The sequence below is a fragment of the Actinoplanes siamensis genome, from assembly GCF_016862395.1.
GTDB classification, from domain to species: Bacteria; Actinomycetota; Actinomycetes; order Mycobacteriales; family Micromonosporaceae; genus Actinoplanes; species Actinoplanes siamensis.
The window spans coordinates 238,968-264,192 of the sequence record NZ_BOMW01000006.1 but is presented as its reverse complement, the minus strand read 5'-3'; the positions used below and the strand labels follow the sequence as shown (position 1 = coordinate 264,192).

The following is a 25,225-nucleotide window of genomic DNA, read 5'->3' as shown; positions in this document are numbered from 1 at the left end:
CCTGGTCGGCCGGGCCGTGAGAGCGAGGCGAGGTCCAGGCGGAGCCTTACCGCCTACGGCCGTAGAGCAGGCGCAGGGCCTTGACGATCTGCCTGACCTGGGCCGGGGTGCGCTCGAAGGTCATCGCTGGGAGAAGTGAGCGCGCCCGGCGCACGGTGATCGCCTTGGGCCGGGCGAACTCGCGCAGCCCGTCCTCACCGTGGATACGGCCGAACCCCGACTCGCCGACCCCGCCGAACGGCAGATTGCCCATCCCCACGAAGGTCAGCGTCCCGTTCACGGCCACCATCCCGGCGCGCAGCCGCCGCGCGATGCGCACCGCGTCGCGCTTTCCGAAGACCGAGCCACCCAGGCCGTACGGCGTGTCGTTGGCCTTCCGGATCGCCTCCTCCGCGTCGCGGACCCGGGTGATCGTCAGCGTCGGCCCGAACGTCTCCTCGCGGATCTCCGACGAGTCGTCCGGCACGTCCACCAGCACGGTCGGCGCGACGTACGGCGCCCGCACCGCCTCGGCCCCGCCGAGCACCGCCCGCCCGCCCCGGGCCAGCGCGTCCTCGATGTGATCGCGGATGATCTCCAGCTGCCGCGGCATGGTGATCGGGCCGATCTCCTCGCCGGTGCGCAGTTTCCCGGCCTTCTCCACGACCGCCTGGACGAACCGGTCGTAGACCGGCTCCACCGCGTACACCCGCTCGATCCCGATGCAGGTCTGGCCGGCGTTGGTCATCGCGCCCCAGACCGCCGCCTCGGCCGCCGCCGGCACGTCCGCGTCGGCGTCCACGATCAGCGCGTCCTTGCCGCCGGCCTCGATCACCACCGGCACCAGGTTCTCCGCGCAGGCGGCCATCACCTTCTTGCCGGTGGCGGTGGAACCGGTGAAGGAGACCTTGCCGACGCCGGAGCGGCACAGCGCCCCGCCGACATCGCCGAGCCCGTGCACGGCCCGCAGCACCGGCTGCTCCGGGACGATCTCGGCGAACGAGTCGGCCAGCCACTGGCCGACCACCGGGGTGTACTCGCTGGGTTTGAAGACGATCGCGTTGCCGGCCGCCAGCGCGCCGGAGATCGGGCCGATCGGGGTGACAATCGGGTAGTTCCACGGGCCGATCACGCCGACCACGCCGTACGGCTGGTACTCCAGGTGACCGACGTGCTCGGCCAGCAGCAGCCGGGTCCGCATCCGCCGCGGGCCGAGCACCCGCCTGGCGTTCCGGGCGGCCCAGTCCAGGTGCTCGACGGCGGCGGTGACCTCGACGATCCCGTCGTTGATCGGCTTGCCGCTCTCCGACCTGGCCAGCTCGGCCAGTTCCTCGATCCGCTCCACCAGCAGGGTGCGCCAGCGCAGCAGCCGGACCTTGCGGCCCTCCCAGCCCCGGCTCTGCCACCAGACGGCGGCCTCCCGGGCCTGCTCGACGGCGGCCGTCACCGCCTTCTCGTCGGCGACCGGCACCCGGCCGGCCTCCTCGCCGGTGGCCGGATTCGTGGAGATCAGCTGGCCGTCCTCGATCACGGGCAGGCCGGGAACGTGAGTCGCCGTCATGTCGGGAGTCTAGGCTGAATGTTACCGGTGAGTCACTACGTACTCTTGACGTCGTGAGCCCCCGCCGCAACCACCCGCGCCGTCGCACCGCCGACGAACCGCAGCCGGACCGTCCCGGCATCACCGAGCAGCGCGTCCAGCAGTGGCAGGACGGCGAGTGGATGGTGCGCAGCATCTTCGGGGCGGCGGCCGTCAAGACGTACCTCTGCCCGGGTTGCCTGCAGGACATCCGGCCCGGGGTGGCGCACGTGGTGGCCTGGCCGGCCGACGGCTGGGGCGACGCGGCGGACCGGCGGCACTGGCACACCGGCTGCTGGCGGGCCCGCGACCGGCGGGGGCCGGGCGTGGAGCGGTCCCGCAACGCGCCACGCTATGGATGAGCCCTTCCCGCCAGCCGAAAAGGAACAACGGCCTCATGTCGAGCAATCAGATCCGTGCCAACTCGATCCTGCCCGCCGAGCGGGAGGAGATCGAGCTGCACACCGCGGACGGCGTCACCCTGGTCGGTGAGCTGGCCCGGCCGGCCGGGCGCGAGCCGGTGGCCACCCTGGTCTGCCTGCACCCGCTGCCCACGCACGGCGGGATGATGGACAGCCACGTCTTCCGCAAGGCCGCCTGGCGCCTCCCCGCCCTGGCCGGCCTCGCGGTCCTGCGCTTCAACACCCGGGGCACGTCGAGCGTCCGCGGCACCAGCGGCGGCTCCTTCTCGGCCGGCGTCGGCGAGCGCTACGACGTGGCCGCCGCCATCGAGTTCGCCGAGTTCGCCGACCTTCCGGACATCTGGCTGGTCGGCTGGTCCTTCGGGACGGACCTGACGTTGATGTACGGCCTGGACCCGGCGGTCACCGGGGCGATCCTGCTCTCCCCGCCGCTGCGCTTCTCCGAGCCGGCCCACCTGGCGGCGTGGGCGGCCGACGGGAAACCGGTGACCGCGCTGATCCCGGAGTTCGACGACTACCTGCGCCCGGCCGAGGCGAAGGCCCGGTTCGCCGCGATCCCGCAGGCCGAGGTGGTGGCGATGCCGGGCGCCAAGCACCTGTGGGTGGGCGACGCGGAGAAGGCGCTGGACGAGATCGTCAAGCGGGTGGCCCCGGGTGTCCCGACGCCGCTGCCGCGCAGCTGGGAGGGTCCGATGGAGACCGGCGACATGAACGCCTACGCCGATCGCACGGTGGCCGCCTTCGCCGACGTCGACGTCCCCCGGCCCCTGCGGGACTGACCGCCGCGGGCCGGGGCCCTCGAAGGTCCCGCCCGCGTGCCGGGCGTCGGGCTCGTATTCGCGTTCTGTCCCCGGCCGCAGCGGCGCCGGGTGTCAGGCGACGCCGGGCGGGACCTCGTCGAATCCCGGGGTGTGCGCCGTGAAGGCGCCGGCAACCGGTGGGTCGGCCGGCGGCCGGGGCCGCAGCATGCCGGGCCGGGTCGCCGGTAGCGGCTCGGAGTCGAGCAGTGGCGCCGAACCCAGCGGCCGGGAGAGCAGCCGCACCTCCGCGGCCATCGGAGCCACCCGGAGCGGCCGCGCCTGTTCCGCATCGGACTCGTCATCCGCGAATTCCGACTCGCCGGAGTCGCCCTCCGGCGATCCCGCTTCCAGCGCCGCGGGCCCGAGCTCGACCTCCGATCCGGGCTCCGTCTCCGGCTCCAGCTCCAGCTCCGGTTCCGGTTCCGGTTCCGGCCCCGACCCCGGTTCCGGTTCTGGTTCCGACGCGGGTTCCGGCTCGGATCCCGGTTCCGGCTCCGACGAGCCGAGGTCCGTGTCGTTCACCGGCCCCGGCGAAGCCTCGATCTCAGGCGCGGAAACGTCCTCCGCCAGAACCGGCTCCACCGGGTCCGCGTCCGCGGAGCCGATATCGAGCAGCTCGGCGTCGACAGGTTCGGCATCCACAGGTTCGCCGTCCGCCAGGACCGCGATTTCGGCGACCGCGACGACCGGCTCTTCCGGGGTTTCCGCGAAAGGGATGCCCGCCGCCTGCGCAGCACCGGTGCCCGGCGCCTCCGCGGAACGGGCGCCCGGCTCGGCGACAGCGTCCGAAGCCTCCGCAACGCTCGCGGCCACGCCCGGCGCATTCGCCAGATCGCGCCGGGCGGCGATCAGATCCGGTCGCGGAGCCACCGCCCGAACCGGCGCCAACCCACTCACCACCGCGGACGTGATCTCCGCCGCGTACCGCCCGTCCGGGTCGTAGTCCGGGTCGAAGACGGTGATCTCCACGCCCAGGCAGTGCGGCGACTCCACCAGCCCGGTGAGCAGCAGCTCCAGCTCCGGGAACGCGATTCCGCCCGGGTCCGGCGCGTCCACCGCGGGCATCACCGCCGGATCGAGCACGTCCACATCGACGTGCACCCAGTACCCGGCGCAGTCCACCAGCTGATCGCGGGCCCACTGCGCGCTGCGGGCCGCGCCCTCGGCGCGCAGCATCGGGACCGGCCGGGTCACTATCCCGGCCGCCTGCAGGTCCAGCCGGTACTCGTCCTGCGCCCGGATCCCGAGCACCACCACGTCGATGTCGCGGAAGTACGGCCGGCGGCTCTCGATCGCCGCCAGGTTCGCCTGGCCGCGGCCGGTCACCAGGGCCAGGTCCTCACCGGCGGCGGCGCCGACGTAGGACGCGTTGCCCGGGTGCCGGAAGTCGGAGTGCCCGTCGACGAAGACCAGCCCGATCCGCCCGCCGACCGCCTCGCCGAGCCGGTGCATGGCCAGCCCCGATCCGATCAGGATGGAGCAGTCCCCGCCGAGGACCACCGGGAACTCGCCGCCGTCGATGATCGCGCCGATCCGGTCGGCCAGCGCGCGCGAGTACGCCGCGATCTCGGCCGCGTGCGCCACCCCGTCGCCGGGCCGCCAGTCGCCCGGGTCGTACCGCGGCGGGGTGAGGCAGCCGGCGTCCCGGGCGGCGAGCCGGGTCAGCAGCCCGTGGTCGCGGAGGGCGCCGGGCGCCTTGGCGCAGCCCGGCACCGACGTGGGCGTCGGCGGGCGCAGGCCGAGATTGGACGGCGCGTCCAGAACGGCGATGCGTCGCACGACGCCCTCCCGCTTCGCTCGTGACTGTCGGTTCTAGAAGAGTGCGCTGGCCAGGGCCCGTCGCGCGCCGGCCACCGCGGGGTCGTCCGGCCCCGCCACGGTGAACAGCGACAGCAGGTGCTTGCGCACCGCCTCCCGCTCCTCCCCGCTGGTCCGCTTGACCAGGGCGACCAGCCGCGAGTACGCGTCCGGGGCCTGGCCGCTGAGCACCTCGATGTCGGCGGCGAGCCGCTGCGCCTCCACGTCGTCGGGGTCGGCGGCGGCCCGGGCCAGCACCGACGCCGGGTCCTGCCCGTTGATCCGCCGGTACAGCTCGACCTGCGCGAGGCCGGCCTCGGCGGCCGTGTCGGCCGGCGACTCGGCGAGGATCTTCCGATAGGCCGCCTCGGCCGCGTCCAGGTCGCCGACCATCAGCGCGTCGTCTGCCGCGTCCAGCCGGGGGTCCTCCGGCGCGGCCGCGCCGCCGCCCTCCACCCCGGCTGCCTTGAGCACCGCGTCGATGTACTGGCTGATCTGGCTCTCCGGCAGCACCCCGGTGAAGCCCTCGACCGGCTGGCCGCCGATCACCGCGCTCACCATCGGGATGCCCTGCACCCGGAAGACCTGGGCGAGCCGTGGGTTGGCGTCCACATCGACCTTGCCGAGCACCCACGAGCCCTGGCCGGCCACTGCCAGTTTCTCCAGGATCGGGGAGAGCTGTTTGCACGGCGCGCACCAGTCGGCCCAGAAGTCCAGGATCACCGGCGTGGTGAGCGAGCGCTCCAGCACGGTGCTCTGGAAGTTGGCCTCGGTGACGTCGATGATCGTCTCCGGGGCGAGGCCCGGCAGGGCGCCGGGAACCGGGTCGCCGCCGGAGCCGTCGGAGGCGGCGGGACGGCTCGGCGCGGCGGGCTTGGCCGGCGCCGGGGTACGCAGCGCGCTGAGATCGACCGCGCCGCGGGTGAAGATCGACGGAGTGGTCCGTGGGTCGCTCATGGTTATCTAGTCTCGCACGCTGTCCGGCCTGTTCGCGCCGCCGCCAGGCGGGCGATATCGGACGTCACCGAGCTACCCCCGGACCCTCCGTGATCGGGTCAGAATCGCGCGGGTTCCCGGTAGACGCCCCACTCGCCCCGCAACGCGTCACAGATCTCACCGAGGGTGGCCTCGGCGCGGGCCGCCTCCAGCATCGCCGGGATCATGTTGCGCTCGGTGCGGGCGACCGCGACCAACTCGTCCAGGGCGGACTTGACCCGTACCGGATCGCGTCGCTGTTTCCGCTCCTCCAGCACCCGCCGCTGGTCCACCTCGACCTCGTGCGACACCCGGAGGATCTCCAGCTCCTTGGCGACCGTGCCGGTGTGCGCGTTGACCCCGACGATCCGCTTCTCGTTCTTCTCCAGGGCCTGCTGGTAGGTGAACGCGGCCTCGGCGATGTTCGCGGTGAACCAGCCGTCCTCGATGCCGCGCAGGATGCCCGCGGTGATGCTGCCGTCGTGGCCGAGCTCACGGATCCGCTGGAAGATCTCCTCGGCCTCGGCCTCGATGCGGTCGGTGAGGGCCTCCACGTACCAGGAGCCGCCGAGCGGGTCGGCCACGTTCACCACCCCGGTCTCCTCCATCAGCACCTGCTGGGTGCGCAGGGCGATCTCGGCGGACTCGTCGGTGGGCAGCGCGAGCGTCTCGTCGAGGGCGTTGGTGTGCAGCGAGTTGGTGCCGCCGAGGACCGCGGCGAGCGCCTCGACCGCGGTGCGCACCACGTTGTTGACCGGCTGCTGGGCGGTGAGCGAGACCCCGGCGGTCTGCGTGTGGAACTTGAGCCACAGCGCTTTCTCGCTGGTGGCGCCGTACTCCTCGCGCAGGTGCCGGGCCCAGATCCGGCGCGCCGCGCGGAACTTGGCGATCTCCTCGAAGAAGTCGATGTGCGAGTCGAAGAAGAAGCTCAGGCCGGGCGCGAACTGGTTGACGTCCAGGCCCCGGGACAGGCCGAGCTCGACGTAGCCGAAGCCGTCCGCCAGCGTGTAAGCGAGCTCCTGCGCGGCGGTCGCCCCGGCCTCGCGGATGTGGTATCCGCTCACCGACAGCGGCTTGTACTTCGGGATCTCGGCCGCGCAGTACTCCATCAGGTCGCCGATCAGGCGCAGGTGCGGCTCCGGCGCGAAGAGCCACTCCTTCTGCGCGATGTACTCCTTGAAGATGTCGGTCTGCAGCGTGCCGTCGAGCTTGCCGAGGTCGGCGCCCTGCCGCTCGGCGGCCACCAGGTACATGCAGAAGACCGGGACGGCCGGGCCGGAGATCGTCATGCTGGTCGTCACGTCCTGCAGCGGGATGCCCTCGAACAGCACGTCCATGTCGGCCGCCGAGTCGATCGCCACGCCGCAGTGCCCGACCTCGCCGAGCGAGAACGCGTCGTCCGAGTCGCGGCCCATCAGCGTCGGCATGTCGAACGCGACGCTGAGCCCGCCGCCGCCGGCGGCCAGGATCATCTTGTACCGCTCGTTGGTCTGCCGCGCGTTGCCGAATCCGGCGAACTGCCGGATGGTCCAGGTGCGCCCGCGATAGCCGGTCGGATAGAGACCCCTGGTGTACGGGAACTCGCCGGGCCAGCCGATCCGCTCGAACCCGGGATACGACGTGCCGGGCGGTGGCCCGTAGACCGGCTCCACCTGGTTCCCGGAGAGCGTGGTGAAGTCGGCGTCCCGTTTGCGGGCCGCGTCGTAGCGGCGCTGCCAGCGCTCCCGCCCGGCGTCGATCTCAGCTGCGTCCATGCGGTCATCCTAGAGCAGAACTGAACGATCGCTAAGGTTGCCGCCCGGGTCGTGCCGCGCACGGCCGAAGGCGGGGGTCCGAGGGGTCACCGCCCGCGTGTCGCCCGCGCCCACGGGCACGCGATCCACGGACGGGGCTCAGAGCCCGGCGAGCAGTTCGTCCGCCGCGGCGTAGGGGTCGAGCGCGCCGTCCGCCACCTTCGCGGCGAGCCCGGCCAGCGCCGTACCGCCGTGCAGATCGCCCATCCGGGCCCGCAGCGTGCCCAGCGCCAGCGCGGAGATCTCCGCGGCGGCCCGCCGCTCGCGGCGGGCCCGCAGTTCGCCGCCGGACTCCAGCCAGTCCCGGTGCTTGCCGATCGCGGCCACCACGTCGTCGACGCCCTCGCCCTTGACCGCCACCGCGCGGACCACCTGCGGCCGCCAGTCGCCCGCGGCCCGCTCGCCGAGCGCCAGCATGCCCTGGATGTCGCGGTACGTGTTGTCCGCCCCGGGCCGGTCCGCCTTGTTGATCACGAAGACGTCGGCGATCTCCAGCACCCCGGCCTTGACCGCCTGGATCGCGTCGCCCATCCCCGGGGCGAGCAGCACCAACGTGGTGTCGGCCAGCGAGGCGATCTCCACCTCGGCCTGGCCCACGCCGACGGTCTCGACCAGCACCACGTCGCAGCCGGCGCCCTCCAGCACCCGGACGGCCTGCGGGGTGGCCGCGGACAGCCCGCCGAGCTGACCGCGACTGGACATCGAGCGGATGTACACGCCGGGGTCCGCGGTGTGCTCCTGCATCCGCACCCGGTCGCCGAGGATGGCGCCGCCGGTGAACGGGCTGGACGGATCCACGGCCAGCACGCCGACCCGCCGCCCGGCCAGCCGCAGCGCGCGGACCAGCTCGTTGGTGGTGGTCGACTTGCCCACGCCGGGCGCGCCGGTCAGGCCGACCACCTGGGCCCGGCCCGCCTGCGGCGCCATGGCCGCGGCGACCTCGGGCAGCGCCGGATCGCCGTTCTCCACCAGGGTGATCAGCCGGGCCACCGACCGTGGATCGCCCTCCCGGGCCCGCGCGAGCAGGGCGGGCACGTCACGTGCTGGGCTCACGCGGTGGGGACCTTGATGATCAGCGCGTCGCCCTGCCCGCCGCCGCCGCACAGGCCGGCCGCGCCGGTGCCGCCGCCGCGCCGCTTCAGCTCCAGCGCCAGCGTGAGCACCAGGCGCGCGCCGGACATGCCGATCGGGTGACCGAGGGCGATCGCCCCGCCGTTCACGTTCACCTTGCTCTCGTCGACCTTCAGCTCGCGCATCGACTGGATCGCCACCTGCGCGAAGGCTTCGTTGATCTCGATCAGGTCGAGGTCGTCGACGGTCAGGCGGGCCTTGTCCAGCGCGTGCCGGATGGCCTTGGCCGGCTGCGACTGCAGCGAGCTGTCCGGGCCGGCCACGTTGCCGTGCGCGGTGATCTCGGCGAGCCAGGTCAGCCCCAGTTCCTCGGCCTTGGCCCGGCTCATCACCACGACCGCGGCGGCGCCGTCGGAGATCGGCGAGGAACTGGCCGCCGTGATCGTCCCCTCCGGGTGGAACGCCGGGCGCAGCTTGGCCAGCGATTCGGCGGTGGTGTCCGGCCGGACGCCCTCGTCGGTCTCGATCGGGCCGGGCGACCGGCGGTCGCCGGACGGCAGCGGCGCGATCTCCTCGGCGAACCGGCCCTCTCGCTGCGCGGCGGCCGCCCGCCGGTGGCTGAGCGCGGCGAAGGCGTCCTGCTCGGCGCGGCTGATGTCCAGCCGGGCGCCGCTCTCCTCGGTGGCCGCGCCCATCGAGATGCCGGCCCACGGATCGGTCAGCCCGTCCAGCGCCATGTGGTCGCGGACCGTGGTGTCGCCGAACTTGGTCCCCCGGCGCTGGTCCATCAGCAGGTGCGGGGCGTTGGTCATGGACTCCATGCCGCCGGCCACCACGATGTCGAACTCGCCGGCCCGGATCAGCTGGTCGGCCAGGGCGATCGCGTCCAGCCCGGAGAGGCACACCTTGTTCACGGTGAGCGCGGGGACGGTCATCGGGATGCCGGCCCCGACGGCGGCCTGGCGGGCCGTGATCTGCCCGGCGCCGGCCTGCAGGACCTGGCCCATGATGACGTACTGCACCTGGTCGGGGGCCACGCCGCCACGCTCCAGCGCGGCGGCGATGGCGTGTGCGCCCAGGGCGGTGGCGCTCAGGTGCTTGAGGTTGCCGAGCAGCCGCCCCATCGGGGTGCGGGCGCCACTGATGATCACGGAGCTGGTCACGGTCACGTCCGATCTGCGACGCCGGGGTGCGGTGGGTCACCCGGGCAGGACTTAACGATGAGTCAGGTCAGAGACTAGTGGCATGACTGACGACACATCGAGTCCCGTCCAGAGCGAGAATGTCACACTCGCCGGCGTCGAATTGCTCCGGATCGACCACGTCGGCATAGCTGTGGCTGATTTGGACGAGGCCATCCAGTTCTACGAGAAAACCTTCGGTTTGCGGTGTGTGCACCAAGAGACCAATGACGAACAGGGTGTGCGGGAAGCGATGCTCGGGGTCGGCGACGGCGCCGGGCCCCGGATCCAGCTGCTCGCCCCGGCCCGGCCCGACTCGGCGATCGCCAAGTTCCTCGACCGCGGCGGCCCCGGACTGCAGCAACTCGCCTACACGGTGGCCGACGTGGAGGTCGCGGCGGACGCGCTGCGGGCTCGTGGCCTGCGTCTGCTCTACGACGCCCCGAGGCGCGGCACGGCCGGCTCCCGGATCAACTTCGTGCACCCGAAGGACGCCGGCGGGGTCCTGGTCGAGTTGGTGGAACCGGCCGCCGGGGTACACCTTCCGGGTGAATCGGACTGACGTGAGCCCGGTCGCCTGGCAGGATCGGGGCCATTGAGCAGGTCCGACAATCCCGGCGACCGGACGACGATCTTCCGGAGCCCCGAGTCAGCAGGTGGCGACGGGACGGCGCCGGCCTGGGCCAGGTGAGTGACCGGCGTCCCCGGGACGACCCGGCACCCGCCCGCGCAGCAGCTCAGAGCTGATCTACATTGGGGTTCGAGAGTCAACCCGCCCTTGCATGTCCGCCCCCTTCTCGCCAGGATGGCGCAATGCCCCAGCAGCAGGATCAGCACGTGGACTTCTTCGAAACCGCGAATACCCAGCACGACTTCACCGTCGTCCTGCGTGGTTACGACCGCCAGCAGGTCGACGGACACATCGGCCGTCTGCTCGCCGCGCTGAACCAGGCGTACCAGGCCCGTGGTGAGGCCGAGCAGCGCATGAACGACGCCCAGCGCCGCCTCCGCCAGGCCGAACAGCGGCTGAACGTGCTGGAGCAGAAGCTGGCCGACAGCAACAAACTGCTGGAGGAGAACAACCGGCCGACGCTCTCCGGACTGGGCACCCGGGTGGAGCAGATCCTGCGGCTCGCCGAGGAGCAGGCCAACGACCACCGCGGCGAGGCGAAGCGGGAGAGCGAGGGCATCCTCTCCGCGGCCCGCCTCGAGGCCCGGGAGATCACCGACAAGGCGCGTGCCGAGGCCGCCGCCATGAAGGCGACCGCCGAGCGCGAGGCCGGCCAGGTGCGCACGCACGCCGAGCGGGAGGCCGCGGAGACCCGGGTGCAGGCCCGGCGCGAGGCCGACACGCTGCGTTCGGACGCCGACCGCGAGACCAAGCAGCTGCGCACGGTCACCGCCCACGAGGTGGCCGAGCTCAAGTCCACCGTCGAGCGGGAGGTCGCGTCGCTGCGCGCCACCGCCGAGCGGGAGATCACCCAGGCCCGCGCCAAGGCGGCCCGGGAGGCCGAGGAGAAGCGCGCCGAGGCCACCAAGATGCTCACCGACGCCCGGGACAAGCGCGACAAGGACCTGCAGGCCCTGGCGCTGGAGATCGCCGAGCGCCGGGAGAAGTCGGAGACCGAGGAGTCGCAGCGGCACGCCGCTCAGGTCGCCGCCACCCAGAAGATGGTGGCCGAGGCCGAGGAGCGGGCCCGTGCCGCGGAGGAGCGCGCCAAGGAGATCGAGCAGCGCGCCGAGACCCGCCGGGTCGAGTCGGAGCGTTCCGCCGCCGAGGCGGTGGAGAAGGCCCGGGCCCTCGCCGAGAAGACCGTCTCCGAGGCTCGTTCCGAGTCCAACCGCCTGCTCAGCGAGGCGCGCACGGAGGCCGAGCTGACCACCCAGGCGGCCCGCCGCGAGGTGGAGGACCTCACCCGGCAGAAGGACGCCGTCACCAACCAGCTGGGCCAGATGCTCTCCGGCCTGTCCGGACTGGTGCCCGGGGTGGGCGGCGCCGCGCCGGCCGCCGCCGTGGCGAAGGCGGCCGAGCAGGCCAAGACCGCCGCACCGGCGCAGCCTGATGCCGTGCGGCCCGACGCGGCCCAGCCCGCGACGGAGGAGGCCGGGACCGGCGAGGAGCCGGTGGCCGCCAAGACCAACTCCTGACCGACGGGTCCCGGTTCGCTCCGGTTGCGGACTCTTGTGGAGTGCGCGACCGTGAACCGGGTCGGAGGTTTTTGTGTGACTCAGGCCGTACCGGAGTTTCTCCGGACGGCCTGAATCGTTTTGGCGCGTAGCCTGGTTTCGCCCGGTCCCCGGTCGGACAATTCGCAACTACCCGCATAGTCCCGCTCAAGCCGGTGTGTATCCACATGCCGCAGGACTACGCGTATGTGAGGATGGAGAGCATGTCGCACGGCGGTGAAATCTTCGGCCTTGGCGGAGAGTCGGCCACCGAGCCCAGCTTCGAGACCGCGCTGCGGGGCTACGAGCGCAAGCAGGTCGAAAGATACGTCGCCCGCGCCGAGAACGAGATCGCCGCGCTGGCCGCCGAACGTGAGCAGGCGTATTCGCAGATCCAGGCGATGGCGGCGCAGATCGAGCGGCTCCAGCAGGAGATCACGCAGGCCCGCCGCAACACCGGCATCTCCGGCGAGGTCTCCTTCCGGCACCTCGGTCCCCGGGTCGAGCAGATTTTGGCACTCGCCGAGGAGCAGGCCGAGGCGATCAAGGCATCGGCCACCGACGACATCGCCGGCCGGCTCGCCGAGGCGGAGCGCATCCGGGCCGAGGCCGAGGCGCACGCCCACGACGCCGTGCGGGACTTCGAGGTGGCCCTGGCCGCCCGCCGCGCCGAGGAGGAGAAGGCCGACGCCGCCAAGCGGGCCGCCGCGGAGAAGGCGGTGGCCACCGCCCGGCAGACCGCCGAACAGATCCGCACCGAGAGCGAGGCCCTGCTGGCCCGCTCCCGCGCCGAGGCGCAGCACCTGGCCGACAAGGCCGCGCAGGAGGCCCAGCGGGCCCGCGCCGAGGTCGACGGTTACGTGCAGTCCACCCGGATGCAGGCCGACCAGGAGATCAAGGCGCTGCGGGAGAAGACCAACCAGGAGATCGCCGCCCGCCGCGCCGAGGCCGATCGCGAGCAGGCCGACCTCAAGGCCGCCGTCGAGCACGAGCTGGCGCTGCGCCGGCACGCGGTGATCGAGGAGCTCGCCGAGCTGCGCTCGGGGGTCGAGAAGCAGTGCGCCGACCTGCGCAGCGAGGCCGACAAGTACGCGGAGGAGGTGCTCCGCCGCTCCGACGAGCAGGCCACCGCCACCCGCAAGGAGCTCGCCGCCCAGCAGGAGAAGATCGCCCAGGCCGGCCGGGAACTGGAGGCCGCCCAGGCCAAGGTGACCGAGGCCGAGGAGCGCCTGGCCGCGGCGGCCGAGCAGGCCGAGGCCGCCGAGCTGGAGACCGAGCGGGTCAAGCAGCGCCTGGCCGACGCGGCCGAGCAGCTGGAGCGCGAGCTGCAGCGGGTGAGCGACGCGAAGCAGGCCGGCGAGGCCGCCGAGCGGCATGCCGCCGACGTCCGCCGCCAGGTGCAGCAGGAGGCGAAGCGGGTGGCCGAGCTGGCGGCGGCCGCGGTGCTGGCCGCCGCGGCGTCCCCGGACGATCAGGAGAGTGGCGGCAAGGCGGGCGGCCCGGTCGGTGCGCACGCGGCGCCGGAGACGGCTTCGCTTCCGGCCCCGGCCACCGGAGTCGCCGCGGTGGGATCCGCGCCCAAGGGGTCCGCGGTCGTGGGATCCACGACCAAGGGGTCCGCGACCCCGGCGGAGAAGGTGGCGGCCCAGCCGGCCAAGGTGACCGCTTCGGCCAAGGTCGCCGTTCCACAGGCGAGCCGCGTGTCCGCGGACGCCGATTGAAACCCTCCGGTGGTACGGGACCGGCACGGTCGCGCATCGACGGATTGGCGGGTCTCGCACGGCGGCGATAGCCTCCTGGGGCTTGCCGTCCGCCGTGGAGGTCCCGCATGTCATCCGAGCCCGTGGACGCTGACCTCTCAGGAGATCCGGCCGCCGGGCCCGGTGTCGCGGGTGCGCCGGTAGCCAGGCCCGATGGCGGGAGCGTGTCGCCCGCCGGTCCTCGTTCCACGGGCGTGCTGCCGGCCACCGCGCCGCATTCCACGGGCGTGCCGGCTGCTGTGCCCCGCTCCGGGAGCGGGCCGGCTGCCGGGCTCGGGTCGGACCTGGAGCCGGAGGGGACGGATGTCGGGAAAGGACGGTTCGGTGCGCCCGGCCGGCCGTTGAACCGGCGCAGCCCGTTCCTGTTCGGCTTCCTGTTCGGGCTGGGCGTGATCGTGGCGTACGCCCTCTTCCTGGGGGTCCGCAACGCCGCCTCGATTCTTGTCCTGATCTTCATCGCGCTGTTCCTGGCGATCGGGCTGAACCCGGCAGTGGTGCGGCTGCGGCGCTGGGGCCTGCCCCGCGGCGCGGCCGTCGCGTTCGTCGCGCTGGCCGTGGTGGCACTGCTGGCCGGCGGCATCGTGGCGCTGATCCCGCCGCTGGTCACGCAGACCACCGAGCTGGTCAACAACGCTCCCGAGACGATCGACAACCTGCGCCGCAGTGAGACCGTCAACGAGCTGGTGCAGCGCTACGACATCGTCAACAAGGTGCAGAGCGCGGTGAACGCGGGCACCATCGGCAACGCGCTGGGCGGCGTGGTCGGCGGCGCCAAACTGATCTTCGGGACGATCTTCAACGTCCTCACCGTGCTGGTGCTGACCATCTATTTCATGGCCTCCTTCGAGCGGATCAAGGAGGCCGGCTTCTCGCTGGTCCCGTCGTCGCGGCGGGATCGGGTGCGGCTGCTCACCGACGAGATCCTGACCAAGGTCGGCGGTTACATGGTCGGCGCGATCTCGATAGCCGTGCTGGCCGGGGTGGGCACCTTCGTCGCGGCGGTGCTGCTGGAGCTGCCGTACCCGTTCGCGCTCGCCGTGGTCGTCGCGGTCTGCGACCTGATCCCGCAGATCGGCGCGACCATCGGCGCGGTGATCGTCAGCCTGGTCGGGCTGGCCTCGTCGGTCACCGACGGCGTGGTCTGCATCGTCTTTTTCGTCGTCTACCAGCAGGTCGAGAACTACCTGATCTATCCGAACGTGATGCGCCGCTCGGTCCAGGTCAGCGACGTGGCCGCGTTGGTGGCGGCGTTGCTCGGGGTCGCCCTGTTCGGGGTTTTCGGCGCCCTGGTGGCCATTCCCATGGTCGCCGCCGTCCAGCTCATCACGCGCGAGGTCCTGGTGCCCAGCATGAACCACCGCTGACCACCCCTCGACCCCGCCCCCGCGCCACCGGCCGGCCGCCAGGGGGTCTCACGACCGCCGAGACACCCCTCGAGCCCCGCCAGCACCGCCACCGGGAGGTGTCGGGCCCGCGGGGTCCAGTAGCGCTGTGTTGACTGGTGCTGGGAAGCGTCTCGCGGGGGCTGGAGGGGCCGCCGGGTTGTCGGATTACTTGTCGAGGGTGGTGAGGAAGCGCTTGACGACCGGGACCGCCGCCTCCGAGCCGGCGCCACCCTTCTGGACCATCACCGCGAACGCCACGTCGCCCTGGTAGCCGACGAACCACGAGTGCGTCTCGTCGGAGCCGTTCTGGAACTCGGCGGTGCCGGTCTTGCCGTGGACCGGCTTGCCCGGAACGCTCTTCAGCGCCGTGCCGGTGCCGCCGGTGACCACCTCGCGCATCATCGACCGCAGCGCGTCGACCGACTTCGCGTCCAGGGTCCCGGCCGTGCCGGCCGCCGCCGGCGCCGGGTCGAGCACCAGCCTGGGCGGCTGGAAACCGCCCTTGGCCACGGCCGCGGTCGCGGCCGCCATGGCGATCGGGCTCACCGCGGTGCTGCCCTGGCCGAAGGTGGCGGCGGCCAGCTCCGCCGGGTCCGCGCCGTCGGAGACCTTCCCGGTGTACGCGTCGATCCCGATGTTCCAGTCCCCGCCGATGCCGAGCGCGCTCGACGCCGACTTCAGCCCGTCCGCGCCCAGCTCGGCGGAGAGCCCGGCGAACGCGGTGTTGCAGGACTTGGCGAAGTCGACGTGGAACGGCACCTTGCCGAGCTCCTCGTCGTGCGAGTTCTTGAACGTGCGCCCGCCGACGGTCGCGGTCTTCGGGCAGTCCACCGCGGTGTCAGCGGTGACCTTCCCGGTGGAGAGCAGCCCGTACGCCGAGATCATCTTGTATGTCGAACCGGGCGGCACCTGCCCGGTCAGCGCGGTGTTCACCCCGCCCGCGTCCGGCCCGTTCGCCACCGCGAGCACCGAGCCGTCGCTGACCCGCAGCGCGACCAGCGAACTGGGCTGCTTCTCGGCGGCGACCGCCTGGTCGGCCGCGTTCTGCGTGGCGGTGTCCAGGGTGATCTTGACGTTCGTGCCGTCCACCGGCTGCGAGGTGAAGACCGGCTGGGTCTGCACGCTCTCGTCGGCGGCCTCGGCGGCGATCACCACGGACAGGCCGGGCGTGCCGCGCAGCTGCTTGTCGTACCTGCCCTGCAGGCCGCCGTGGCCGACCTGGTCACCGGTGGTCAGCTCGTCGGGGTGCTGGTCCAGGTCGTCCTTGGTGGCCGGGTCGACGGTGCCGAGCAGAGCGCGGGCGAAGGCGCGGGTCGGGGCGAGCTGACGGGTCTCCTCGCGGAACACGGTGCCGGGCAACGGCCGTACCTCGTCGCGGATCTTGTCGTAGTCGGCCCGGCGCAGCGTGACCAGGTCGAGGAAGGCTCCCTCGTCGGCCTTGGCGACCCGGTCCTTCAGGCTGGCGAGATCGACGTCGACCTTGATCTTCCGGAACGCGGCGCCGAGCGACCTGGTCAGCGACACGAGGTCGGTGATCTTCTCGGGGCTGACCCCGATCACGATCACCTTCTGCGGCCCGACCAGGGGCTTTCCGTTCGCGTCCAGGATCGTGCCGCGCTTGGCGGCGACCCGGCGCAGCCGGAACTTCTCGCCCGTCTCCAGCTCGGACCGCAGCACGGTGGGCTCCCAGATCACCTGCCAGCCGTCGCCGCTGCGCTTGGTCATCCGGACGCTGGACTTGTACTCCCAGGTGACGTTCCCCGGAAGGGTCCATTTCAGGTCGAGGGGGGTGGTCGCGATGTCGCCGGACTCCTCCGGGTCGCCGGCCGTCGAGACGGCGAGCGGCTGATCCTTGAGATCGCCGTAGAAGTCGCGGATCGCGGTCAGCACGTCAGCCGACGCGATCTTGCCGCCCTCGGCCGTGACGAAGCCCACTTTGCTCAGGTCGCCGTTCTTCCAGCCGTTGAGAAACTCCGTGACGGTGTCCTGCGGCTCGTCCCCGGAGCATCCGGCCAGTCCGCCCGTGACCAGCAGGAGCAGAGTCGTCAATCCGATGGTGGAGCGGCGCATGAGGTTTCCCCCTGTGGGTACGTCTTGCTGGGCTGATCGCACGGTAGTCGCCGGAGGCCCGTCCGCGCCGCCCCGCACCGTACGAAACCTCGCATATCAGCCCACTTGTCGGGCTGGCACACCCAGGGTGTGAAGCAGTCGCGCCCGCTCGTTCTACGCTGTGCCCGACACGTTCGAGCCCACAGTGCCGTGGGTGAGGGGAGCGCCGGAAGATGGCTGTCACCGACGAGGCAGCGACCGATTCTGATCACACAGTGCCCGGCCCCGGGCTCGCCCTCACCGGGCGGCTCGGTGCGTCCACCGATTCCGGGGAGCTCGACGAGCCGCTCCCGAACGCCGAGCGACTCGTTGCTCAGGCCGTGGAGCGAGCCGGCGAGGACCACAGCACCGCGTCCCTGGTCGCCCGTTTCTGGCGATTCGCGCCCGACGAGGAACTGGTCGGGCGCACGCCGGACGAGATGTTCACCGCAGCGGTCGAGCACCGCGAGCTGGCAGTGAACCGGTTGCCGGGCGAGCTGAAGCTGGCCCTGACCGAGCCGCGCGGCTCGCAGGGGCACACCGTGCTGCAGATCGTCACGGACGACATGCCGTTCCTGGTCGACTCGGTGATAGCGCTGCTGACCGCACACAACCTGCAGGTCCACCTGATGGTGCACCCGCTGATCGTGGTGCGGCGCGAGCCGCTCGGCGCGCTCGGCGAGCTGGAGGCGGACGTCGAGCCGGACGACGCCATCGAGGGCGACCTGGTGGAGAGCTGGATCCGGATCGAGATCGACCCGGTCCGCCGCGCCGAAGCCCGCGACCAGCTGCTCAACGAGGTCCGCCGGGTGCTGACCGACGTGCGCGAGGCCGTCGAGGACTGGCCGCGGATGCGCCAGCGCGCCCTGGTCATCTCCGACGAACTGGCCGCCGCGCGCGGATCGGACCGCAGGCTGCCGGTGCCGGAGAAGGACGTCACCGACTCGATCGAGCTGCTCAAGTGGCTCGCGAACGATCACTTCACGTTCCTCGGCTACCGCGAGTACCGGCTGGACGACGACGGGGTCCTCCAGTCGGTGCACGGGACCGGCCTGGGCATCCTGCGCGGCGACAGCCGGCCGCGGCGGCTCGACAGCATGGCGCCCGAGGCGCACCGGCGGGCCATGGAGAAGCGGCTCCTGGTGATCACCAAGGCGAACTCGCGGGCCACCGTGCACCGCTCCGCCTACCTCGACTACATCGGCGTCAAGTCGTTCGACGGCGACGGCAACGTGGCCGGCGAGAAGCGCTTCCTCGGCCTGTTCTCCAGCTCGGCGTACCGGACCAGCGTCCGCGAGCTGCCGGTGGTCAAGCGCAAGGTCACCGAGGTGATGGACCGCTCCGGCCTGTCGCCGCGCGGCCACTCCGGCAAGGACCTGCTGCAGATCCTGGAAACCTATCCGAGGGACGAGCTTTTCCAGATCAAGACGGATGATCTGTACGAGGCGGTCGTCGGCGTGCTCCGGATGGCCGGCCGCCGGCAGCTGCGCCTGTTCCTGCGCCGGGACGGCTACGGCCGCTTCATCTCGTGCCTGATCTACCTGCCCCGGGACCGGTTCACCACCGGCAATCGGCTGCGCATGCAGGAGATCCTGCTGCGTGAGCTGAACGGCGTCGGCGTCGACTACACCACCCGGGTGACCGAGCGGATGCTCGCGCGGGTGCACTTCATCGTGCGCACCGACCCGGCCGCGCCACCCGGGCACCTGGACCCGAACACGCTGGCCGAGCAGCTCGCCGACGCCACCCGGATGTGGGACGACGACTTCAGCCTGGTGCTGGAGCGCAAACTGGGCGACGAGCCGGCCAAGGAGCTGTTCAACCGCTACGCCCACGCCTACCCGGAGAGCTACAAGAACGGCCACACGCCGTACGAGGGCATGCAGGACCTCGCCAAGCTGGAGCTGCTCGAGGAGCCCGGCCAGCTGGAGATGCACCTGTACCGGCGTCGCAGGCTGGGCCCGGACGGCGCCCCGGAGCCGGACGAGCACGACATCCGGTTCAAGGTCTACCGGTTCGGCGAGCCGATGATGCTCTCCGCCGTGCTGCCCGTGCTGCACTCGCTCGGCGTGCAGGTCAGCGACGAGCGGCCGTACGAGATCCGCCGCGAGGACGGGCTGATCTACCTCTACGACTTCGGGCTCAGGCCGCCCAAGGTGCACCGCGAGCTCTCCGAGGTGCGGCCCCAGGTGGAGAACGCGTTCGCCTCCACCTGGCGGGGCGAGGCCGAGGTGGACGGCTTCAACGAGCTGGTCCTGCGCGCCGGGCTGACCTGGCGGCAGGTGGTGGTGCTGCGGGCCTACGCGAAGTACCTGCGCCAGGCCGGCAACGTCTTCTCCCAGCGGTACGTGGAGTCCACCTTCATCGCCTACCCGGACATCGCGCGGCTGCTGCTGGAGCTCTTCGAGGTCCGGTTCTCGCCGGCGCTGCAGATCGGTGAGGCCGAGCGGACCAGACGCTCGAGCGAGGTGGCGGCCCGGATCACCGAGCTGCTCGACGAGGTGGAGAGCCTGGACCAGGACCGGATCCTGCGGTCGTACCTGACGCTGATCGAGGCGACGCTGCGGACCAGCTTCTTCCAGCGGGGTGCGGACGGGCGGCCGAAGTCGTACGTCGCCTTCAAACTGAACCCGGAGGCCATCCCGGACCTGCCGCAACCGCGCCCGAAGTACGAGATCTTCGTCTACTCGCCGCGCTTCGAGGGCGTGCACCTGCGCTTCGGCGCCGTCGCCCGGGGCGGGCTGCGCTGGTCGGACCGGCGCGAGGACTTCCGTACCGAGGTGCTCGGCCTGGTCAAGGCGCAGATGGTGAAGAACTCGGTGATCGTGCCGGTGGGCGCCAAGGGCGGCTTCGTGCTCAAGCAGAAGCCTGGCGACCGGGACGAGGCGGTGGAGTGCTACAAGCGCTTCGTCACCGCGCTGATGGACGTCACCGACAACATCCTCAGCGGCAAGATCGTGCCGCCGAGCGACGTGGTCCGGCACGACGGCGACGACCCGTACCTGGTGGTCGCCGCGGACAAGGGCACCGCGACGTTCAGCGACATCGCCAACGAGATCTCGGTGGGCAAGGACTTCTGGCTCGGCGACGCGTTCGCCAGCGGCGGCTCCGCCGGTTACGACCACAAGAAGATGGGGATCACCGCGCGGGGCGCGTGGGAATCGGTCAGGAAGCACTTCCGCGACCTGGGCAAGGACATCCAGAGCGAGGACTTCACGGTGGTCGGCGTCGGCGACATGTCCGGCGACGTCTTCGGCAACGGCATGCTGCTGTCCGAACACATCCGCCTGGTGGCCGCGTTCGACCACAGGCACATCTTCCTGGACCCGGACCCGGACGCCGCCAGCTCCTACGCGGAGCGCCGCCGCCTGTTCGACCTGCCGCGCTCGTCGTGGGCCGACTACGACCGGTCGCTGATCTCGGCCGGCGGCGGGGTCTATCCGCGCGGCGCCAAGTCGATCCCGGTCAGCCCGCAGGTGCGCGCCGTGCTCGGCCTCGGCGACTCGGTCTCCGCGGTCAGCCCCGGCGAGCTGATGCGGGCCATCCTCAAGGCCCCGGTCGACCTGCTCTTCAACGGCGGCATCGGCACCTACGTGAAGGCGGCCTCGGAGTCGCACGCCGACGTCGGCGACAAGGGCAACGACGCCATCCGGGTGAACGGCGCCGACCTGCGCGTCAAGGTGGTCGGCGAGGGCGGCAACCTGGGCCTGACCCAGCGCGGCCGGATCGAGTTCGCCCGCTCCGGCGGCCGCGTGTTCACCGACTTCATCGACAACTCGGCAGGCGTGGACTGCTCCGACCACGAGGTGAACATCAAGATCCTGCTCGGCGGGGCGGTGGTGGACGGCGAGCTGTCGATGCCCGAGCGGGATGAGCTGCTGGCCGCCATGACCGACGAGGTGGGCGCGCTGGTGCTGCGGGACAACTACGAGCAGGCGATGGCGCTGGGCAACGCGCGGGCGCAGGCCCACTCGCTGCTGCCGGTGCACCGGCGGATGCTGAACTCGCTGGAGCAGCGGGGCGAGCTGAACCGCGAGCTCGAGGCGCTGCCCACGGACAAGGAGCTGGCTGTCCGCTACGAGAACGGCGAGGGCCTGAGCGCGCCGGAGTTCGCGGTGCTGCTCGCCTACGTCAAGATCAGCCTGGAACGCGAGGTCCTCGCGGACGAACTGGTCGACGAGGCCTGGACCGAGCAGGTGCTGCACCAGTACTTCCCGACCCCGCTCCGCGAGCGTTACGCCGCCCGGATGGCCGGCCACCGCCTGCGCCGGGAGATCATCTCGACCGCGCTGGTCAACGAGGTGGTCAACCGGGGCGGCACGTCGTTCGTCTTCCGCGCCATGGAGGAGAGCGGCGCCTCGGCCGCCGACGTCATCCGGGCGTACGTGGTGATCCGCGACGTCTACGGCCTCCGGGACATCTGGGCGGCCGGCGAGGCGCTGGACAACCAGGTGCCGACCTCCGCGCAGACGCTGGTCTTCCTGGAGACCCGGCGACTGCTCGACCGGGCCGTCCGCTGGCTGGTCAGCACCCGGCGCTCGCCGATCGACGTGGCCGGTGAGATCACCAAGCTGCGTCCCGGCGTGGAAACCCTGCTGCCCCGCCTCCCGGAGGTGATCGTCGGCGCCGAGCGCCGCGCCTTCGAGGAGCGCGCGGCCACGCTGGCCGGCAAGGGGGTGCCGGCGGACCTGGCCGACACGGTGGCCCGGGTGTTCTACGGCTTCGGCCTGCTGGACATCCTGGAGACGGCGACCGCCATCGACCGGGACGTCACCGAGGTCGCCCAGGTGTACTTCGTGCTCTCCGAGCGCTTCGGTGTCGACGCCCTGCTGTCGCACATCTCCCGCCTTCCTCGTGGTGACCGCTGGCAGACCCTGGCCCGGATGGCCCTCCGCTACGACCTGTACGCGGCACTGGCCGCTCTCACCGCCGAGGTCCTGCAGTCCACCCCGGAGACCGCGGCCCCGGAGGACCGTGTCTCCCAGTGGGAGCAGGTCAACGCGGCGTCGATCGCCCGCGCGTCCAACGCGATGGGGGACGTGGACGAGTCCCCGGCGGACCTGGCAGCGTTGTCGGTGCTGCTCCGCCAGATCCGCACGCTGGTGAAGACCTCGTCGGCGAGCTGAGGTCCCGCCGTCCGCCGCTCGTCGGTGACGGGTGACGATCGGCGGGCGGCGAGCGACGGGTGACGATCCGCGGCAGGCGGGCGCCGGATGGCGAACGGCCGGCGAGGGGGCGCGGCAGGTCGGGCCGTGGATGATGATCGGCCGGCGGCGGGGCGTGGCTGGCGGCGGACGACGATCGGCGGGCGCGGCAGGAAAGGGACGGGCGGCGGACGCCCGAGTCGGCCGGGGCGGGTGCCCCGGCCGACCGTCCGGGATCGTCCTTTCCCGGAGCGCCCGGTGCCCGGAATGCCGGGCCTGCCGGTTGCCGCCGGCAGACTTCAGGCGCTCTGCGATACCTCCCTTCTCGAGAATCGCGGACGCGCCGCGCGGTGATCGGGGGCGGTCAGCCCACGCGGCAGGGTCGAGGGGTCGTGCGGGCCGGCATGTCCGGCACGCGGACGACGTCCGGGCGAGGATCGTTACTGGCTGTAGCAGGATTTGGTGACGGCGAGTAAGGATCGGTCATGTCGTGGGCCAGTGGGGAAGTTCTGTCGTCCGGCCGGCGGCGTAGGCGAGCAGGGCGGCCACCGCGCGGCGACGGGGCAGCCAGGTGCGGCGTTCGAGAGCCCGGGCGATGCCGTCCGGAGTCGTGCGGCGGTGGAGGCAGGCGACGATGATCCAGCGCAGCGCCTCGTCCACGCTGGCCGAGGTCGAGGCGAGGTCCAGCACCGTCTCCTCCAGCCGGGTCTGCGGCGGGCGCCGGCGCGGGTGCCTCCGGGCCTTGGCATACCGGGACCGGTGCACCACCATGCCCGGGGCCGGCCGGACCCGGCGGCTCTCCGGGATCAGCACGTGGACGGCGCCCTGACCGGATCTGACCAGGCCGGACTCCTCGGCCGCCGAGCGGTGGCAGAGCATCGCCCCGGAACCCGAATAGAGCACGGCGGCCCAGCGCAGCGCGGCCGGCGGCGGTCGGCCGGCGAAGGTCGCATAGGTCCCGGGCAGCAGCCGCTGCCAGCGCCCGGTCGTCACCCGGCGCTGCAGGACGCCCGGGGAGATGCCGGCCTGGAACGCCTGCCGGCGGCTGACGACCCCGCGCTGGCGTCGGGCGATCTCGTCGAGTTGTGGCATGCCCGGGACTCTGCCGGTTTCCGCGAGCGGATGCTTCGGGCCCTGTGGACAGAGGCACGGTGTGGATAACTCCCGCGCGGAAACTTTGCCGGACTCAGCCGGTGTGACCTGGGATTCCGGCGGCGGAACGGGATGGCGGGCGCGGCGGCCGGCCGCGATGTGCGGGACGCGCTCACGCCGAAAGGCCGGGAAACCGAGTCCGAAGTCGGAGGGCCGGTGTCCCGGACTCGGCCAGCCGGGCGGCGGGGGACTGCTCCCGAAGTCCCGCCGCGCCCGGCTCACCTACCACGTCGCGGACGCATGGCGTAAGCCGCGACATCCCCCCAGATCCACCTGCGCTCAGGACGCTACGTGACTTACCGGATCGAAAGGAAGTTCTCAGCGTGAGCTCTGGCCGTTCGTACGAGTGGATTTATCCCTCACTAGTCTGCTTTTCCGGACATGTGTTACCGACTGTCACGACGCATCGGCGTAACGTTCGGTAAGGAAGCCCAGCGCCTCGGCCGCCACCCGGGCACTGGCCAGACTGGCCCCGTGCGTGACCAGGAAGGCGCGCGCCCCCTCCGGCCGCCAAGCCGACGGCCACCCCATCTCGACCACGCCGGTCGGCCACGCCGCGGCGAGCTTCTCGGCCAGATCCCGGCTCCCCGCGTCCTGATGCACCCGGCGCCCGACCAGCAGGACCGGCCGCCCGGCCGCCCGCTGGATCAGCTCGTCGGCGGTGACCTCCGACGCCACCACGTCGACCTGCTCCACCGCGCCGAGGAACGGCCGCAGCCCCCACGGCACCTTTCCCTCCGCGATCGAGTAACCGCTGACGAGTTGGACGACCAGCGGCCCGGCCAGCCCGGCGGGATCGCCGTCGATCCGCAACGCCCGCCGCGCCGCGCAGATCCCGAGCTCGACCCGCCCGGCCGCCTCGTGCGAGACCCGGGCGGCCGCCCCGGCGCCACCCGCCCGGGTGACCCGGGCCCGCGCCGCCCACGACGCCAGCTCGGCGTTGCGCTCGGCGGCCTGCTCCAGCCGTACCGCCGCAATCCGTCCGTCTCCCGCAGCGGCCGCGACCTCGTCGGCGACCGCCACCACCAACTCCCGGTCCACCAGCGCCCCGATGCAGAGCAGATCAGCCCCGGCGGCCAGTGCCGCCACCGCGGCGCGCGGGATACCGCCGGCCGCCCCGGCGGCGCCGCGCATCTCCAGCGCGTCGGTGACGATCACCCCGGTGAAGCCGTATTCCTCCCGCAGCAGCCCCTCCAGCGCCGCCCGGCTGAAGGTGGCCGGCCCGTCGCCGGTCAGCACCGGAACCCGGATGTGCGCGCTCATCACGGCCCGCACCCCCGCCGACACCGCCGCCGCGAACGGCGGCAGGTCGCGGGCGCGGAGCAGGTCGAGGGTCTCGTCCACTGTCGGCAACGAAAGATGAGAATCGGTCACCGTCGCGCCGTGCCCGGGGAAGTGCTTGGCGCAGGCGGCCACTCCGGAGGACTGCAGGCCCTCGACGGCCGGCCCGGTGTGCCTGGCGACCAGTGCCGGATCCGCGCCGAAGGACCGGGTCCCGATGATCGGGTTCTCGGCCGCGGTGTTCACGTCGACGGTCGGCGCCAGGTCCAGGTTGATCCCGGCCGCGGCCAGGTCGTCACCCATGGCGGCGTACACCAGCCGGGTGAGATCCGGGTCGTCGGCCGCGCCCAGCGCGGCGTTCCCGGGATAGCCGCTGCCCTGCCGGTGCCCCAGGCGGGTGACGTCGCCGCCTTCCTCGTCGATCGCGATCAGGGCGTCCGATCGCGCGGACCGCAGCCGCGCGGTCAGCCGTGCGAGTTGTGCGGGGTCGGTGACGTTGGTACCGAAAAGGGTGAAACCCGCCAGCCCGTCGGCGAGCAGGTCGAGCGCCCAGTCCGGCGCGGCGGGGCCGGGGAACGCGGCGAGCAGGGTGCGCAGGGCGAGTCGGCGGAGCCCGGGGTCGATGGCCATGGTGTCCTTCCGGTGACGTCGC

Annotated in this window: 15 protein-coding genes and 1 pseudogene; 7 read left to right on the top strand and 9 right to left on the bottom strand. The window is 72.3% G+C overall.

Annotated features, from left to right (window positions below; genetic code table 11):
* Positions 1–46 precede the first annotated feature (46 nt).
* Entirely contained in the window at positions 47–1,540 is a 1,494-nt protein-coding gene (locus Asi03nite_RS02930; protein WP_203676789.1) for an aldehyde dehydrogenase family protein, read from the bottom strand.
* A gap of 53 nt (positions 1,541–1,593) precedes the next feature.
* Here Asi03nite_RS02930 and Asi03nite_RS02925 point away from each other — a divergent pair, with 53 nt between their 5' ends.
* Both Asi03nite_RS02925 and Asi03nite_RS02920 read left to right on the top strand, forming a co-directional pair.
* A complete protein-coding gene (locus tag Asi03nite_RS02925; RefSeq protein WP_373872078.1) occupies positions 1,594–1,920 on the top strand; it encodes an Rv1322 family protein in 327 nt (108 codons plus the stop codon).
* Between the two features lie 35 nt (positions 1,921–1,955).
* Positions 1,956–2,759, top strand: a complete 804-nt coding sequence (locus tag Asi03nite_RS02920) for an alpha/beta hydrolase (protein ID WP_203676788.1) — start codon at positions 1,956–1,958, stop codon at positions 2,757–2,759.
* Positions 2,760–3,515: 756 nt separating this feature from the next.
* Here Asi03nite_RS02920 and Asi03nite_RS02910 read toward each other — a convergent pair.
* The 5 genes and pseudogenes from Asi03nite_RS02910 to Asi03nite_RS02890 all read right to left on the bottom strand — a co-directional run.
* A pseudogene (locus Asi03nite_RS02910) lies at positions 3,516–4,559 on the bottom strand (arginase family protein); the annotation flags it as partial.
* Between the two features lie 33 nt (positions 4,560–4,592).
* Entirely contained in the window at positions 4,593–5,534 is a 942-nt protein-coding gene (locus Asi03nite_RS02905) for a tetratricopeptide repeat protein (protein ID WP_203676786.1), read from the bottom strand.
* Positions 5,535–5,632: 98 nt separating this feature from the next.
* Positions 5,633–7,306 (bottom strand): coenzyme B12-dependent isobutyryl-CoA mutase large subunit, encoded by a 1,674-nt coding sequence (gene icmA, locus Asi03nite_RS02900; protein ID WP_203676785.1) that lies wholly within the window; start codon positions 7,304–7,306, stop codon positions 5,633–5,635.
* Between the two features lie 138 nt (positions 7,307–7,444).
* Complete coding sequence (meaB, locus tag Asi03nite_RS02895; protein WP_203676784.1) at positions 7,445–8,398, bottom strand: methylmalonyl Co-A mutase-associated GTPase MeaB; 954 nt, start codon at positions 8,396–8,398, stop codon at positions 7,445–7,447.
* Entirely contained in the window at positions 8,395–9,540 is a 1,146-nt protein-coding gene (locus Asi03nite_RS02890) for an acetyl-CoA C-acetyltransferase (protein WP_239102348.1), read from the bottom strand. Before Asi03nite_RS02890 ends, meaB begins: the two co-directional genes overlap by 4 nt.
* Positions 9,541–9,661: 121 nt before the next feature.
* On the opposite strand from Asi03nite_RS02890, the gene mce reads away from it, so the two are divergent.
* From mce to Asi03nite_RS02870, 4 genes are all read left to right on the top strand, one after another.
* The gene (mce, locus tag Asi03nite_RS02885; RefSeq protein WP_203676782.1) at positions 9,662–10,159 is read left to right on the top strand and encodes a methylmalonyl-CoA epimerase; all 498 of its coding nucleotides are present in this window, start codon (positions 9,662–9,664) and stop codon (positions 10,157–10,159) included.
* Between the two features lie 251 nt (positions 10,160–10,410).
* Positions 10,411–11,745, top strand: a complete 1,335-nt coding sequence (locus Asi03nite_RS02880; protein ID WP_203676781.1) for a coiled-coil domain-containing protein — start codon at positions 10,411–10,413, stop codon at positions 11,743–11,745.
* Positions 11,746–11,987: 242 nt separating this feature from the next.
* The gene (locus Asi03nite_RS02875; protein ID WP_203676780.1) at positions 11,988–13,484 is read left to right on the top strand and encodes a coiled-coil domain-containing protein; all 1,497 of its coding nucleotides are present in this window, start codon (positions 11,988–11,990) and stop codon (positions 13,482–13,484) included.
* A 107-nt stretch (positions 13,485–13,591) separates the two neighbouring features.
* Positions 13,592–14,887, top strand: coding sequence for an AI-2E family transporter (locus Asi03nite_RS02870; RefSeq protein ID WP_203676779.1), 1,296 nt, complete (start codon positions 13,592–13,594; stop codon positions 14,885–14,887).
* A gap of 186 nt (positions 14,888–15,073) precedes the next feature.
* On the opposite strand, the gene Asi03nite_RS02865 is transcribed toward Asi03nite_RS02870, so the two are convergent.
* Complete coding sequence (locus Asi03nite_RS02865) at positions 15,074–16,978, bottom strand: penicillin-binding transpeptidase domain-containing protein (RefSeq protein ID WP_203676778.1); 1,905 nt, start codon at positions 16,976–16,978, stop codon at positions 15,074–15,076.
* Positions 16,979–17,190: 212 nt separating this feature from the next.
* On the opposite strand from Asi03nite_RS02865, the gene Asi03nite_RS02860 reads away from it, so the two are divergent.
* Positions 17,191–22,122, top strand: a complete 4,932-nt coding sequence (locus Asi03nite_RS02860) for an NAD-glutamate dehydrogenase (RefSeq protein WP_203676777.1) — start codon at positions 17,191–17,193, stop codon at positions 22,120–22,122.
* Positions 22,123–22,623: 501 nt separating this feature from the next.
* Here Asi03nite_RS02860 and Asi03nite_RS02855 read toward each other — a convergent pair.
* Both Asi03nite_RS02855 and Asi03nite_RS02850 read right to left on the bottom strand, forming a co-directional pair.
* A complete protein-coding gene (locus Asi03nite_RS02855; RefSeq protein ID WP_203676776.1) occupies positions 22,624–23,232 on the bottom strand; it encodes a type IV toxin-antitoxin system AbiEi family antitoxin domain-containing protein in 609 nt (202 codons plus the stop codon).
* Positions 23,233–23,688: 456 nt separating this feature from the next.
* Positions 23,689–25,203 (bottom strand): glycoside hydrolase family 3 protein, encoded by a 1,515-nt coding sequence (locus tag Asi03nite_RS02850; RefSeq protein WP_203676775.1) that lies wholly within the window; start codon positions 25,201–25,203, stop codon positions 23,689–23,691.
* Positions 25,204–25,225 lie beyond the last annotated feature (22 nt).